13 protein-coding genes are annotated in these 14,857 nt (G+C 68.5%); 7 read left to right on the top strand and 6 right to left on the bottom strand.

The features are described from left to right. Positions 1 to 32: 32 nt before the first annotated feature. Positions 33 to 665, bottom strand: a complete 633-nt coding sequence (locus ACN9M4_RS14340) for a MerR family transcriptional regulator (RefSeq protein ID WP_426298986.1) — start codon at positions 663 to 665, stop codon at positions 33 to 35. 98 nt (positions 666 to 763) lie between these two features. On the opposite strand from ACN9M4_RS14340, the gene ACN9M4_RS14335 reads away from it, so the two are divergent. After that, a complete protein-coding gene (locus tag ACN9M4_RS14335; protein WP_426298984.1) occupies positions 764 to 1,279 on the top strand; it encodes a DUF2306 domain-containing protein in 516 nt (171 codons plus the stop codon). 10 nt (positions 1,280 to 1,289) lie between these two features. On the opposite strand, the gene ACN9M4_RS14330 is transcribed toward ACN9M4_RS14335, so the two are convergent. Continuing rightward, the gene (locus tag ACN9M4_RS14330; protein WP_426303489.1) at positions 1,290 to 1,964 is read right to left on the bottom strand and encodes a uracil-DNA glycosylase; all 675 of its coding nucleotides are present in this window, start codon (positions 1,962 to 1,964) and stop codon (positions 1,290 to 1,292) included. An 801-nt stretch (positions 1,965 to 2,765) separates the two neighbouring features. On the opposite strand from ACN9M4_RS14330, the gene ACN9M4_RS14325 reads away from it, so the two are divergent. After that, entirely contained in the window at positions 2,766 to 2,966 is a 201-nt protein-coding gene (locus ACN9M4_RS14325) for a hypothetical protein (RefSeq protein ID WP_426298982.1), read from the top strand. 60 nt (positions 2,967 to 3,026) lie between these two features. Here ACN9M4_RS14325 and ACN9M4_RS14320 read toward each other — a convergent pair whose 3' ends face one another. Then, positions 3,027 to 4,436, bottom strand: coding sequence for a DUF3100 domain-containing protein (locus tag ACN9M4_RS14320; RefSeq protein WP_426298980.1), 1,410 nt, complete (start codon positions 4,434 to 4,436; stop codon positions 3,027 to 3,029). A gap of 221 nt (positions 4,437 to 4,657) precedes the next feature. On the opposite strand from ACN9M4_RS14320, the gene ACN9M4_RS14315 reads away from it, so the two are divergent. After that, positions 4,658 to 6,148: a chlorohydrolase family protein gene (locus ACN9M4_RS14315; protein ID WP_426298978.1), complete on the top strand. Its 1,491-nt coding sequence runs from the start codon at positions 4,658 to 4,660 to the stop codon at positions 6,146 to 6,148. Between the two features lie 191 nt (positions 6,149 to 6,339). On the opposite strand, the gene ACN9M4_RS14310 is transcribed toward ACN9M4_RS14315, so the two are convergent. The 3 genes from ACN9M4_RS14310 to mshA form a co-directional block, all read right to left on the bottom strand. Beyond that, positions 6,340 to 7,821: a DUF222 domain-containing protein gene (locus tag ACN9M4_RS14310; protein WP_426298976.1), complete on the bottom strand. Its 1,482-nt coding sequence runs from the start codon at positions 7,819 to 7,821 to the stop codon at positions 6,340 to 6,342. A gap of 130 nt (positions 7,822 to 7,951) precedes the next feature. Next, entirely contained in the window at positions 7,952 to 9,634 is a 1,683-nt protein-coding gene (locus ACN9M4_RS14305) for a formate--tetrahydrofolate ligase (RefSeq protein WP_426298974.1), read from the bottom strand. A 210-nt stretch (positions 9,635 to 9,844) separates the two neighbouring features. Next, positions 9,845 to 11,089 (bottom strand): D-inositol-3-phosphate glycosyltransferase, encoded by a 1,245-nt coding sequence (mshA, locus tag ACN9M4_RS14300; protein WP_426298972.1) that lies wholly within the window; start codon positions 11,087 to 11,089, stop codon positions 9,845 to 9,847. Positions 11,090 to 11,192: 103 nt separating this feature from the next. On the opposite strand from mshA, the gene ACN9M4_RS14295 reads away from it, so the two are divergent. The 4 genes from ACN9M4_RS14295 to tsaB are packed head-to-tail and all read left to right on the top strand — an operon-like array spanning position 11,193 to position 14,826. Next, positions 11,193 to 12,314, top strand: coding sequence for a PfkB family carbohydrate kinase (locus tag ACN9M4_RS14295; RefSeq protein ID WP_426298970.1), 1,122 nt, complete (start codon positions 11,193 to 11,195; stop codon positions 12,312 to 12,314). A gap of 9 nt (positions 12,315 to 12,323) precedes the next feature. After that, positions 12,324 to 13,526, top strand: coding sequence for an alanine racemase (gene alr / locus ACN9M4_RS14290; protein ID WP_426298968.1), 1,203 nt, complete (start codon positions 12,324 to 12,326; stop codon positions 13,524 to 13,526). Beyond that, the gene (gene tsaE / locus ACN9M4_RS14285; protein WP_426298966.1) at positions 13,523 to 14,155 is read left to right on the top strand and encodes a tRNA (adenosine(37)-N6)-threonylcarbamoyltransferase complex ATPase subunit type 1 TsaE; all 633 of its coding nucleotides are present in this window, start codon (positions 13,523 to 13,525) and stop codon (positions 14,153 to 14,155) included. Before alr ends, tsaE begins: the two co-directional genes overlap by 4 nt. After that, positions 14,155 to 14,826, top strand: a complete 672-nt coding sequence (gene tsaB, locus ACN9M4_RS14280; RefSeq protein ID WP_426298964.1) for a tRNA (adenosine(37)-N6)-threonylcarbamoyltransferase complex dimerization subunit type 1 TsaB — start codon at positions 14,155 to 14,157, stop codon at positions 14,824 to 14,826. Before tsaE ends, tsaB begins: the two co-directional genes overlap by 1 nt. The last annotated feature ends 31 nt before the right edge of the window (positions 14,827 to 14,857 follow it).

Below are 14,857 nucleotides of genomic sequence, written 5' to 3'. Positions count from 1 at the left end.
CTTCCGGTGGGGGAGCGTTCTTACGTTCACGGTCAGTCGAAACGCCGGATCGCGTGGCTGGCCTGGGCGAGGGCCAGCAGCTTGAGCAGCAGCTGGGAATGCATGTGCATCCCGACGGCGGCCGTCAGGATCGCCCGGTCGAGGTCGGCGGCCGCTGCGGTGAGCTGCAGATCCAGCCCGGCGATGGTGTCCATGGCGGCGCTGTAGGCGTCCAGGATCTCCGCGGACAACGGGATGCCGAGCCGTTCCATGAGCGCCAGCTGGGCGTCCAGGGCGTCCCTGGCGTCGCTTTCCTCGTCCGGCCAGCCCCGCAGGTGCACGACGGCGTCGCCCGGTCGCGCGCGGACGTGTCCTTCGCCTGCATCGTGGCTGCTTCCGGCGTCGTGCGGATCGAGCCGCAGCACCACCCGCTGCACGGTCGCCAGCACCTCCAGTCGCGGCGCACCGCCGTCGGCCAGCGACACGATGGCGCGGATCTGCTCGATGCCCAGCCCGACAATCTGCCGCAGGGCCTGGATGAGTTCCAGCCGTCGCAGATGCTTTTCGTCATATCTCGCCCGGGTGGCGGTGACTGCCTCGCCCGGCTGCAGCAGCCCTTCGCGGAGGTAGTACTTGATGCTGGCCGTGCTCACAGCGCTGCGGGTGCTGAGTTCCTTCAGTTGCACGGCGCCTCCCGCGGATTGGGATTCCGGGCATTGGATAGCGGATCCGGCCCGGACTATCTTGATGTACAACTCTAGGATAGTGCTCCTATCCTAGAGGCATGGAGCACTGGAATGTCCTTCTTGTCAGCCATGTGGTGGCCGCGCTGTTCGTCCTGGTGATCGGCCCCGCCCAGATCCTGCGCCGCCGGCGGGACCGGGTCCACCGGACCATGGGTTACCTGTGGGTCGCGGCGATGTACTACGTCTGCCTGAGCAGTTTCTGGATTGTCTCCGGCGGCCATTTCTCCTGGCTTCACGGGCTGTCGGCGTTCACCCTGGTGACTGTCACGCTCGGCCTGATCAGCGCGATCCGTCGGAACATCCCCGCACACCGGGGCAACATGGTGGGCAGCTACATCGGGACTGCCATCGCCTTCGGTTTCGCCGTTGCCGTGCCGGGCCGGGCGATTCCCCGGCTGCTGGCCACGGACCCCGGCACCGCGGTCTTCGTGGGTGTGCTGGTGGCGGGCGCCGTCGCGGCGCTCTATCTTTCCCTGTTCCGCGGACAGGCAAACGGAAACGGTCGACGGCGGCCGCTTGCCGCCGTCGACCGTTCACCTGCCGTAAAGGCCTAGAACGCCGGGATCAGCGCCGTCCGGCCTGCAGGCCTGCGCGGGCCATGGCGTCCGCGTAGGAGCGGCCCATCTCGATCAGCCATTCGGTCTGGCGTTCCTTGGAACCGGCGAAGGCGCGGCCGTGCAGCGAACGGGCCTTGTAGACCTTCAGGCCGCGGCGCCAGATCAGCGGGTTGTCCGTCTTGAGGAGCATCTGCGCCAGGCGGTTGGCTTCCGTGCCGTGCGCGACGATCGCCGAGGCGCGCGGAACGAGCTTCAGGAAGGTGATCAGCGGCTTGAGGCCGGCGCTGACCTGCTCGGGGGTGAGCTTGCCGTTGGCCTCGCCCGGGGTGAACCAGGGGTGGGTGTTCCACGGCATCATCCATTCCGGACGCAGGCCGAGCTGGAACTGCAGGCCCAACAGCCGGGTGGCGGCGGTGTCGTCGCCGGCCCAGACGGTACCCCGCGGGGAGGCTTCGCTGGTGTTGGAGAACAGGGTGACGATGCGGCAGTCCTCGACCGAGTGCATCGGGTCCACATAGGGCACCTCGAAGCCGGGGCGGAGCTTGCGCAGGAAGTCCACGTGTTCGTTGACCGGGGCGATATGCGGGGCGAAGAACGGGCTGTCCGCGACGGCAGGCTCCGCTTCTTCGGCGCCCTCCGCGGGAGCGCTTTCGACGACGGTGACGGACGCGGTCTGCTCGATCACGGGAGCCTCGGCAACCGGAGCCTCGGCAACCGGGGCGTGGGCAACGGGGGTGTGGGCAGTCGGAGTCTCGGCAACGGGGGTGTGGGCAACGGGGGTGTGGGCAGTCGGAGTCTCGGCAACGGGGGTGTGGGCAGTCGGAGTCTCGGCAACGGGGGCTTCGACAACGGGACTGTCGATAACCGGAGCTGCAACAAGCGGGGCTTCGGCAGCGGTGGGGGTTTCGACAGTGGCCTCTTCCGGAAGCGTGGCCTCGGCCACGGGTGCCTCAACGGGCGGCGCCGCCACCGGTACTACACGGCGCGTGATGACGGGGCTGGCCTTGGGCATGGACTTCGCTGCAGCCTTCTTAGGCGCCGCGGTCTTCGCAGCAGCCGCTTTCGGGGCTGCCTTCTTGCTGGGAGCCTTCTTCTCGGCCTTGGCCGGGGCGTCGAAGTCGTCGTCATCGTCGTCGAACAGGCCGTCGAAGAGTTTGTCGAGTTCGTCGTAGCCCGAGTCGTAGTCGTCGTCGATGTCGGGACCCTGCCCGAAGCCCTCTTCGTACCGCGAAGCGATGTCGCTGCGGTAGTCCTCGTCGTAGTCCTCGAAATAGTCCGGTTCAGCCAAGGCGGTCATGAAGGCAGGGGTCTCCTCGGGTCGGGCAGGGGCCGGTTCCGGACGCGTTGGGGCACGTCCGTTCCGGGCCAGTTGATGGGGAGGCTCTCCGGAATGCCGGTCGAGCTTTTAGATCTTAGCAAGCCGCGGGTGCTCTGGTGTTCTTCCTGCGTTCATTTGACCGGGTGTCCGGCGTAGCCTCGGGTCATGGACGGACACGATGCGTCCAAAATCACCTTGCGCAGGCTCTTGGAGGTCGACGAGGAGCGGCTCGTGGCCGCTTCGCCCCTGTTCGACGGGCCCGTAACGCCGGAGCTGGCCCGGCACTTCCTGCGGCGGCCAGGCCACCACCTGCTGCTGGCCGAAAACGCCGACGGTGCCGCCGTCGGCTTTGTCACCGGCAATTAACGCCGAAGGGCGGGTGGAGCGGGCAAGCGCCCGGTCCACCCGCCCTTCCGGCGTGAGTGCCTACACGTGGATGACGAACTGGGCCAATGCTGCCGCGGCCACGAAGCTCGCCGAGAACGTCAGCATCGCCACGATCACGGTGCGCCAGTTCAAGGTCTTCAGGGCGTTCACGTCGCGTCCCAGGTTCATGCCCAGCAGGGCGATCGATCCGAGGCCCACGTACAGTGCGTCGAGGTTGTGGGTGAGCGCGATGACCGTCTCGCTGAAGGGCATGAACGGTGCGGTGGCCAGGGTGCCAAGGCCAAGCACCCAGACGCTGGACGGCACCGCAGGCACATACTTGGCGAGCGCGAAGGCCAGGGCAGTGAGGCCGCCAAGGAGCACGACGCCGATCATGTCGTTGACGCTGAAGGATTTCGTGCCCAGGGCGTTGAGGACGATGCCCATGGCGATGCTCGCGCCGAAGGCGATGATCCAAGTCGACGGCTTGGTGCGGACCTCGGGGTCCTGGAGCACGGCGGCCACGTCCACCTTGCTGCGCTCCGGCTTGCGTGCCCGGTTGGCGGGGATCACATTGCCGCTGCGGTCCAGGCGGCGGCCCTCATCGTCGCGGCGGAAGATGCGCGACCAGAACTTGTAGAGGCGCAGGGACATCGGCAGCGAGAGGAACGCTCCGGCGTAGAAGCCGATGAGGTTGGTGACCAGGTTGGACAGGGCAGCCAGGGCCATGATTTCCGGTGCCGCCTCGGGGTAGATGATGGACAGGGCAGCCACGCCGCCGAGCATCATGGAGCCGGAACCGAGGCCGAGGCCAAGGGCCAGTGCCCGCGGGTCGAAGATGCCGAAGCCACCCAGCAGGCCGGCCAAGAGGGAAATGAAGACGGCGCCGAATACGCTGCCCAGCAGCCAGACGGAGAACACCCCGCGGTACACGGGGGACTTCACACCGAAACGCTGCAGGGCGTACGCCAGGTAGGACTCGCGGTCGATGGCCCAGGTGGCGCCGATGGCGGTGCGTCCCATGCCGAGTGCCACGCCGACAGGCAACGCGAGGATGACGGTTCCGAAGATGTGGCCAACCTCCTGGAGCAGGATGGCCGGGCCGAGGGTGGTCAGCTTGGCCAGGGAGGGGCCCACGTGGGTGCCGAGTGCGGCCAGGAACATCACGATGCTGACGTTCAGCAGCACCGAGGCGACCGCACGGCTCTGGCCGGACATGGGGCGGACCTTCTGAACGCCGATGATGGCGCCGATCAGCACGGCCCACAGCACCGGCATGAGCACGATCGCCGCGTTGCCGAGCGGGATCTTGTGCGTGCCGGCCAGGATCGCCACGGCGCAAACGATGGTGGAGAGCAGGATCATCGCTGCCCATTGCCGGGCGCTAGGGGTGAAGAGGCTGCTCGAGCGGTCGTCGACCTTGACAGCGCGCTCATCCACCTCCGCAGTGGTTGTGGACTGGTTCTTCATTGGGGGTGCATCCTTCGTGTGCTGGGGAGGCGTGGCGTCCGCGGTCACGCCATTTGGTATACCAAAAATGGTAAGGTGGATCACGAAGCAATGCAAGGCATCTCACAAAGTTAGCCGGTAAGCCCCTAAAGAAGCGGGGCTTGCGTGTGCTTGCGCAGGGCGCCGGCTGATGCAAGATTCCGACCTGGAATACCGAAGACTGTTTTCGATTTGGAGGATTCATGATTACCCGACTTTCTGCCCGCTACGTGCTGGGCTATGACGGGACACGGCACGTGATGTTCCTGGACGGGCACGTGGTGATGAAGGACAGCGAAGTCATCTACGTCGGCACCGGCTACGAGGGACCCGTCGACGAGTCCCGGGACTTCGGGCAGAGCCTGATCGCTCCCGGCCTGATCGACCTGGATGCCCTGACCGACATCGACCACATGATCTTCGACTCCTGGCCCAGCGACGAGACTGGCCCGGGCATGCAGTGGTCCGAGGACTATTTCCACAACCGCCGGCGCGACGTCTTCACCCGTGAGCAGCGGCAGAACGTGCGCAAATTCGCCCTGGCCCAGCTGGCCCTGCACGGGGTGACCAGCTACATGCCGATCGCTTCGGAGATCCACAGCTCCTGGGCCGAGACCTTCGAAGAACTCCAGGGCATGGCGCAGACCAGCATCGAACTCGGCCTACGCGGTTTCCTTGGGCCGGCGTACCGTTCGGGCATCAACGTCACCGACAGCCACGGCGAACGGGTGATCCTGTTCGACGAGGAGGAAGGGCGCAAGGGCTTCGCCGATGCCGTACGCTTCCTTGACTACGCCGAAGAGCTGGCGCACCCGCTGGTCACCGGGGTGCTCCTGCCTTGCCGGATCGAGACCCTGACGGATGAACTGATGCGCAAGACCGCCGAACTGGCCGTCCAACGCAACGCCCTGGTCCGCCTGCATTGCCTCCAGCAGCCCACCGAGGACGGATTCCTGCTCAAGCTCACGGGACGCACGGTCCTGGAGCAGTTGGTGGACACCGGCCTACTGGAAACCCGGCTCCTCATTCCGCACGGCGTCGTCATCGACGGCACCGATCCCGCCTCAAGCGCGGAGGGCGGCCCGCTGGAGCTGCTGGCCCGCCACGATGTCAGCATCATCCACTGCCCGCTGACCTCGTTCCACTACTCGGGGATGCTCAGGTCCTTCGACGCCTTTGCCGCGGCCGGCGTCAACATGTGCCTGGGCACGGACTCGTTCCCGCCGGACCTGATCAAGGGCATCGACGTCGGAACCCACCTCGCGCGCATCGCCGAGGGCCGGCGCGACGCCGGCAAGGTGTCAGACTTCTTTGACGCCGCCACCCTCGGCGGCGCCAGGGCCCTGGGCCGCGAGGACCTCGGGCGGCTGTGCCCAGGTGCGCAGGCGGACATCATGGTGGCGTCGCTGGGCGACTTCCGGGACGGCGCCGTCGAGGACCCGCTGCGCACCCTCATCCTGAATGGCTCGGCACGCAATGTCACCGACACCTACGTGGCAGGCCGCCCAGTGGTGGTCGATGGCGCAATCCCGGGCATTGACCTGGCCGGACTGCGGGCGGAGGGCCAACGGCTCTTCGAGCAGATGGTGCAGGCCTACGGCGAACGGGACTACCGCCGTCGGGATGCCTCCGAGCTCTTTCCCCCGGTCTACGCAGCGGGGGCGGAAGTTCGTACCGGGGCTGCGTGGGTTTGAACCGCTGAGAGGTCCAGAAAGCCCGACGGCGGTGGGCAGGTTCGAGGCAGGAACGGCCGATGGGTTATCGGACACGCCCCTGCCCGCATCGACCTCCTTGAAGTGAGCTTGACAGCATGCGGTGAGCTTGCCAGCATGCGGTGACCTTGCCTCCTTGAGCTGCCGTCTTCGGAGCTGCCTCCGGCAGCTGCTCAGAACGGCGGCGGATCAGGCGCCTTGCCTGAACTCGGCACAGATCCCGAACTCGGCACAGAGGGGTTCGCGGTGCCTGCCGTGTAGCTTGCAGGCGTGGGTGGGTGGTCTGGGTATTTCCGGCCGCTCGGGCTGGTCCATTCCAGGACCGCGGCCCCGGTTTGCCGGATCTTCCAGCGGGTGTGGTGTTTGAGCATGTGGTGGCGCCTGCAGAGCCCGGCGAGGTTGCCGGTTTCCGTGGCCCCGCCGAGTGCGGCGTCGTGGGTGTGGTCCAGGTCCAGTTCGCGGGCTTTGATTCCGCAGCCGGGGAAGCGGCACCTGCTGTCCCGGGCGGTGAGGAGGCGTTTGAGGTCCTCCCCGGGCCGGTACCTGTCCACGGCCAGGACAGCGCCGTTGATGGGGTCGGTCAGGACCCTGTTCCACGCGGTGGCCTGTCCGGCGAGGATCCGTGCGGTGGCGGGGTCGATGGGGTGTTGCCCGTTCAGTTCGGCCGGGACGCGGGTGCTGCTGCTCGCTGCGGCGTGGCCCGGAGCGGTCTTGCCTGCGGCTGCGTTGCCTGCGGTCCGGACCGTCTCGCCATCGATCAGGGTCAGGACGGGGACCGTGACGTCCACCCGGGCCGTGATCAACGCCAGCAGGCCGTCCGGGGTGTCATGTCTCGTGGGGGCGCCGCACAGCAGCAGCTCCGCGAGGAGGTCAGCACGAAGCTGGTCGGTGTTCCGGCTCGCTTCAAGGCTCCGGCCCGGCGAGGCGGGGCCGTCGGAGGCCTGCTTTGCCGTGGCTTCGGCATGTCCTTGGGCCATTTGGGTCAGGCGGTCGTGGATGCCGTACGCCACCGCCGCCGGCAGGACGGCGGCGAGTTCGGCCATGCCGTCGGGCAAGGACGCCACCATGACATGGCGTTCCGCAACAGCCCGTTCATGCCGGGCAGCAAGGGGTTCTGGCTGGGCCTTCTCGGCCTCGCGCACAGCCAATCTCCGCACCCGGCCGGGCGCCTGCTGTTCGGCGCAGGGCACCACGGCCGCCTCATACCCGGCGAGGGCAGCGGGGTGATCCAGCCCCGCACCGGCGTCCTGGATCACCCGGGCATGTGCCAGACTGATCCGGCCCTGCGCGAGGGCGCCGAAAGTGGCCGGGAAGCGGTCCAGAAGCTCCACCGCCTGGCCCATCTGCCGCTGCACGGTACGGTCGTTCGCACGGGTGGCCGTCGCGATCTCGGCCGCCACCGCACGCTGGGCCAGCTCCGCCGAGCGTGAATCCCACCCCGCCGTCATGAACCCCGGCCCCGGGCCGTCGTCGTCGTTCATCACCTCCGCCAGCCGGGACGCCATGGCGAGCGTCAACTCCCGCAACGCCTGCAAAGCGGCGATCGCTGACTCCAAGGACTGAAGCGTGGAGACCATCCCGTCCAACACCAACAAGGGATCGGACGCCGCGTCAGGTTGCGGCGCCCTCCCGCTCAAGCCGGTGGTGATCTCCATGAATCCATCACATCACCGAGCTACGACATTATTAGCGGGTGCCCGCTCTGCCCGGCTCAGGCCCCGGCCGCTCCACTGGTCCAGCCCCTCGCCAACACCGCCGCCGCAGCAGCAGCCTAGAAGAGCCGCGTCAGAACAACCCGACCGCATTCCCGTCCGCGTCCACGTCCATCCGCATCGCGGCCGGTTCCTTCGGCAGGCCGGGCATCGTCATGACCGCGCCGGTGAGGGCCACGATGAAGCCGGCTCCCGTTTTCGGGATGAGGTCCCGGACGTGGATGGTGAATCCCTTGGGTGCGCCGAGCACGCTGGCGTCGTCCGTGAAGGAGTACTGGGTCTTGGCCATGCACACGGGAAGGCCGGCCCAGCCGTTCTTCCGGATGTCCGCCAGGCGCTTCTGCGCCGGGACGGAGAACTCGACGCCGTCCGCACCGTAGATCTCTTGCGCAATTGTCCGGATCTTGTCCTCCACGGACAGTTCCAGCGAGTACAGGTACCGGAAGGACGACGGCACCGCGATCGCCGCGGCGACCTTCGCCGCGAGCTCATCACCGCCGTCGCCCCCTCCGCCGCGGCCCCACACGTCGGCGACGGCGGCCTGGACGCCTTCGCGGGCGCACCAGGCTAGGAGCCAGTCAAGTTCACTGGCGGTGTCGCTGCCGAAGCGGTTGATGGCCACCACGGGCGTGATCCCGAACTTCTCCACATTGTGCAGGTGCCGGCGCAGGTTCTCGACGCCGGCGGCCAGGGCTTCGGGGTTGGCCTCCGTGAGCCGGTCCTTGGGGACGCCGCCATGCATCTTCAGTGCCCGGATGGTTGCCACCACCACGACGGCGGCCGGCGCCACATCGCCGATCCGGGCCTTGATGTCCATGAACTTCTCGGCGCCGAGGTCCGCGCCGAAACCGGCCTCCGTGACCACGATGTCGGCGAGCTCCCGGGCCGTGCTGGTAGCTATGAGCGAATTGCAGCCGTGGGCGATGTTCGCGAATGGCCCGCCGTGCACCAGCGCAGGCGTTCCCGCGATGGTCTGCACCAGGTTCGGCTTGATGGCGTCCTTCAGCAGAAGCGCCAGGGCGCCCTGGACGCCGAGGTCGGCCACGGTGACGGGCGTGCGGTCGAAGCGGTAGCCGAAGGTGATCCGGCCCAGGCGTTCGCGCAGGTCAGCCAGGTCCCGGGCCAGGCAGAACACGGCCATGATTTCCGAGGCCACGGTGATGTCGAAGCCGTCCTGTCGCGGCACGCCCTGCACAGGGCCGCCGAGCCCGATCACCACTTCGCGCAGGGAGCGGTCGTTCATGTCCATGACCCGCTTGAAGGTCATGCGCCGGGGATCGATGCCCAGTTCGTTGCCCTGGAAAATGTGGTTGTCCACGAGAGCCATGAGGGCGTTGTTCGCCGCGGTGATGGCATGGAAGTCGCCGGTGAAATGCAGGTTGATCTCGTCCATCGGCAGCACCTGCGAGTAGCCGCCGCCGGTGGCGCCGCCCTTCATGCCGAGCACCGGGCCAAGCGACGGTTCCCGCAGCGCAATCATCACCTTGTGGCCGGCCCGGGCCAGCGAATCGGCCAGGCCCACGGTGGTAGTGGACTTTCCTTCGCCTGCCGGCGTGGGGGACATCGCCGAAACCAGCACTACCTTTCCCGGGGCCTTGCCCGGCTGCGGCCTGAGCTTGGCGGGATCGATCTTGGCCTTGAAGCGGCCGTAGAGTTCCAGGGCTTCGGGCGGGATTCCGGCTTCCGCGGCGATGTCCCCGATCGGCCGGAGCGTCGCGTTGAGGGCGATCTCGAGATCGCTCATGGTTCCAGACATCATCGTCCTTCCAGTCCGCCGGACTGTGCCCGGCTTCCAGGTCTGCCCGGCATCCGGGCATGCCTGGAATCTACCAGCAGCTACGGGCCGGACGGCCCAGGGGCACGCGCCCGCTTACGCCTGCGGCCGCGACCGCTCACGCCTGTCGCCGCGCCCGCTGAGGCCTGCGGCCGCACGCGCCCGCTGAGGCCTGCGGCCGCACGCGCCCGCTCAGGCCTGCGGCAGCAGCAGCCCGCCCACCGCGGCCTGGTAACTGTCCAGGCTGCGCAGCGCCGTCCGCTGCCAGCCGAAGTCCTCGGCGTGGACCGTGGCGGCCCGGCCCATGTCCTGCCGGGTCTGCGGGTCGTCGTACAGGGCTTCGAGGGCGTCGGCCCAGTCCGCCGGATCATGCCCGTCGACCAACAGGCCCGTTCGCCCGTGCTGCACGGCACGGCTCAGCCCGCCCACCTGCGTCGCCACCACCGGGGTGCCGCACGCCTGCGCCTCCAGTGCCACCAGCCCGAAGGACTCACTGTAGGAAGGCATCACCACCACGTCCGCCGAACGGAACCAGCCCGCCAGCTCCGGCGCGTCCACCGGCGGCCGGTGCGTGACGACGTCGTCCAGTCCAGCCTCGCTGATGATGGATCGGAGGTTGAAGTCCTTCGCCCCGCTCAGGGCACCCAGGATGGTCAGTTCGAGATCGATGTCCGGGCGCCGTGCCCGCAGCAGCGCGACGGCGGCAAGGAAGACTTGCGGTCCCTTCAGGCGTTGGATGCGGCCGGCGAACAGCAGGTGGAAACTTCCCGGCCGTACCCCCAATTCGCGCCGGGAACGGCTCCGGAACGCCGGGGTAAACACGGACAGGTCCACACCCGGCGGGGCCACGTCGATCCGGTCGAAGTCGGCGTGGTAGTGGGACACCAGTTCCTCGGCTTCGGCCGCGGTGTTGGCAACCAGCCGGGCGGCGCCGTCGACGATCCGCTGCTCGCCCTCCTCCCGGCGGCGGGGCTCCGGGCGCTCGCCGGAGGCCAGGACCAGGTTCTTCACCTTGGCCATGGTGTGCATGGTGTGCACCAGCGGAACGCCCCACATGCGGGAGAGTTCCAGCCCAGCCACGCCCGAGACCCAATAGTGCGAATGGACGAGGTCGTAACGCCCGTGCGGCTGGCGCTGGCGGATCTTTTCGATCTGGACGACCATGGCGTGCAGCAGCTCGGGGAGGTGTTCCTTGGGCAGTTTCCGGGCAGGGCCCGCAATCACGTTGTGCACGCATACTCCGGGCGCCGGGTGCTCGATGGCGGGCTGCCCGTCCACGGTGGACCGGGTGAAAATCTCCACTTCCACACCCTCGTCTGCGAGCGCCGCAGCCAGGTTGCGGATGTAGACGTTCATCCCGCCGGCGTCGCCGCTTCCGGGTTGTTCCATGGGGGAGGTATGGAGGGAGAGGAAGGCCACACGGCGGATCAGGGACACGCCACACCTCCTGCACCGACACACTCTGCCGCAGGCGGCGAAACCGCACCCCTGCCGAAGAAAACACTACTCCTGCCACCCGCGGCGGCGTAGTCTGCCGTGCATGGAGGCACGCCGGGAACATAACGGCCGGGAGCGTTTTGATCCCCTCGCCGCCGTGCGGCCTGCCGGAGCAGCGGACGACGGCGGCTGCGACCTGCTGCTAAGCGGCACCGTTTTCCAGGACATCATTTTCACCGGGCTGGGGCAGCGCCCCGAGCCAGGAACCGAAGTGTGGAGCCAGGGGATGGGGAGCTGCCCGGGCGGGATCGCCAACCAGGCCATCGCCGCGGCCCGGCTCGGGCTGCGTACAAGCCTCGCGGCGGCCTTTGGCGACGACGGCTACGGGGAGCTGAACTGGCGGATCCTCGAAAGCCAGGAAGAGGTGGACCTTTCGCTCTCCCGGCGCTTCGAGGGCTGGCCGTCCCCGGTCACCGTGTCCCTGTGCGTCGAGCAGGACCGTTCGATGGTCACCCACGGCCTGCCCGCACCGTTGAATGGCTCGGAACTGATCGGCACCCCGCCCAGGGCGCTCGCCGCCGTCGCCGACCTCGCCGAGGAAGCCGAGCCCTGGGTGCTGGCCGCGCACCGGGCGGGTGTGAAGATCTTCGGCGACGCCGGCTGGGACCCGAGCGGCGCCTGGTCGGGCAGGCGCCTGGAACAGCTGGGGTATTTCCACGCCTTCATGCCCAACCAACGCGAGGCCATGGCGTTCACCGGAACGGACAACCCGTGGTCCGCGCTGTACATCCTGGCCGAGCGGGTCCCCGTGGCGGTGGTGACCCTGGGCGCGCAGGGCGCCATGGCGGTGGATTCCGAAAGCGGGGAGGAGGAATGGGTGCCGGCCCTGCCGGTGACAGCCCACGATCCCACCGGGGCGGGGGACTGCTTCGGCGCCGCCTTCATCGTCGGCTGCCTGGCCGGCTGGCCGCTGGGAGACCGGCTGCGCTTCGCCAATCTCTGCGCCTCACTGTCCGTGCAGGAACTGGGCGGCTCTTTCTCGGCTCCGGGCTGGGGGGACATCGCCGACTGGTGGCACCGGGCCAACGCCCGGCCCGAACGCCAGTCCAGCCAGTGGCTCCGGCGCTTCTCCTTCCTCGAGGACATTGTCAGCAGGGTCCCTGACGGGGCGCTCCGCCGCTCCGAGCTGCGCCCGCCGTCAAGCGCGCTCCCGGCCCAGCATTAGAATCGTTGGGTGAGCTACGAAGTTTCCGGAGGCACTGATTCTCCAACCCCCTCCGTCTTGGAACGCTCGGCCGTCATCGATCTTGAGGCCATCAGGCATAACGTCCGGCAGTTCGTGGCCATCGCCTCCCCTGCCAAGGTGATGGCCGTGGTGAAGGCCGATGCCTACGGCCATGGCGCGGTCCAGGTGGCCCGCGCGGCCCTCGACGCCGGCGCCCGCTGGCTTGGCGTCGCCCACATCTCCGAGGCCCTCGGGCTCCGTGCTGCCGGCATCGACGCACCGCTGCTCGCCTGGCTGCACACCAGCGAAAGCAACTTCGCCGCGGCAGTGGCCGCCGGCGTCGACATCGGGATCTCCGGCTGGGAACTGGACGCCGTGGTGGCCGCCGCCCGGGAACAGGAGCGTCCCGCCCGCATCCACCTGAAGATTGATACCGGCCTGGGCCGCAACGGCTGCACCATCGACGACTGGGACAAGCTGCTCGGCAAGGCCATGGAGCACCAGGACGAGGGCCTGCTGCGGGTAGTTGGCATCTTCTCGCACCTCGCGGTGGCCGACGAACCGCACCGCCCGGAAACGGACGAACAGCTTGCCGTGTTCCGCGAGGCGCTCGCGATGGCCGAGGATTCCGGCGTGGACCCCGAGGTGCGGCACATCGCCAACACCCCGGCCACGCTGTCCCGGCCGGACTCGCATTTCGACCTCGTCCGGGTGGGCCTGGGGCTGTACGGGCTTTCGCCGTTCGATGGCCAGCCTTCTTCCGAGCTCGGCTTGCGCCCGGCCATGACCGTGCGCACCCTGCTTTCCAACTGCAAACGCGTCCCGAAAGGCCAGGGGGTGTCCTACGGCCTGAAATACCGCACGGAAGGCGAAAGCTCCCTGGGACTCATTCCGCTGGGCTATGCCGACGGCGTTCCCCGGGTGGCCACCGGGGGGCCGGTCCGGATCAAAGGCACCAGCTACCCGGTGGTGGGACAGATCGCCATGGACCAGATGGTGGTCGACTTCGGCGACCTGGACCCGGAGCAGGCCGCAGCGCTGCCCGGCTCGGAAGTGGTCATGTTCGGTGACGGCGCCGACGGCGGCCCGACGGCGGACGACTGGGCCGCGGCGGCCGGCACCATCAACTATGAGATCGTCACCCGCATCAGCCCGCGCGTTCCGCGCAGCTATGTCAACGAACTCGCGCCGCTCGAAGAGGCAGCATTGTGAGCATTGAAAACCCGCTCGGCCAGGAAAGCGATGCGCTCTGGGAACGCTCGCTCGCCATCCCGACGGCGGACGGCACGCACGCACTCGGCGCCGCCCTGGGCCGGGTGCTGGAGGCCGGGGACCTGCTGGTGCTCACCGGGGAACTCGGCGCCGGCAAAACCACCTTCACCCAGGGCCTCGCCGAAGGCCTGGGAGTGCGGGCGGGTGTCATCTCGCCCACCTTCGTGCTGGTGCGGATCCACCCGAACCTGCCCGGCGGCCCGCGCCCCGGCGGCCCGGACCTGGTGCACGTGGACGCCTACCGCCTGGAATCGGCAGCCGAAATCGACGACATCGACCTTGAAAACACCATGGACTCGTCCGTGACGGTGGTGGAGTGGGGCCGCGGCCGCGTCGAGCACCTGGCCGAGAGCCGCCTCGACGTCGAACTCCACCGGGCTGTCGGCGGGGCGGCTGTCGGCGGGCAGGCTGTCGGCGGGCAGGCTGCGGAACCCGCGGCGGACGCCGTCCTGGACTTCGACACCGACGACGATGACGAACCCCGCACCATCGTGTTCCGCGGCTTCGGCCCCCGCTGGGCCACCATGCCCGATGTCCTCGCCCCCGCCGTTCCGGAGGAGAACAACTGATGCTGATCCTGGCCATCGACACCTCGGCCGTGGCAAGCGCCGCCCTCATCTCGGACGACGCCATGGAAGGCGTGGTGGATTCCTTCGCCACCGAGGACACCCGTAGCCACGCGGAGGTCCTGGCACCGGGCATCGAGCAGCTTCTCGCCGATGCCGGCATCAGCGGCGCCGACATCGACCTGATCGTCACCGGCGTCGGCCCCGGCCCCTTCACCGGGCTGCGCTCCGGCATCGCCACAGCCCGCACCCTGGCCTTCGCCTGGAACAAACCTCTCCGTGGACTCATGAGCCTGGACGCGATCGCCCTCGAAGTGGCCGAGTCCACCGGCGCTCCCACAGAATTCCTCGTGGCCACCGACGCCCGCCGCAAGGAGGTCTACTGGGCCCGGTACACCCTGCGCGACGGCCAGCTCCCGGAACTCGTTGACGGCCCCCACGTCGGTTTCGCCTCCGCCCTGCCGGAGCTTCCCGTATACGGAGCCGGCGCCGGAATCTACGCCGACGTGGTCAAGGCCGATGAGGACTTCAAGGACACCCAGCCCAGCGCGGCGTCCCTCGGCCAGTTCGCCCTCGCCCTGCTGTCCGCCGGCCGGGAGCTGCCGGACTCCACCCCGCTCTACCTGCGCGAATCCGACGCCCAGGTGCCCGGCCCCAGGAAGCGTGCGCTGTGACCGTCCCCGAGGAGTTCCTGAACACCGCGGC

The organism is Arthrobacter sp. R-11, from assembly GCF_049913155.1.
GTDB lineage: Bacteria > Actinomycetota > Actinomycetes > Actinomycetales > Micrococcaceae > Arthrobacter.
This window is presented reverse-complemented; position numbering and strand designations above follow the sequence as displayed.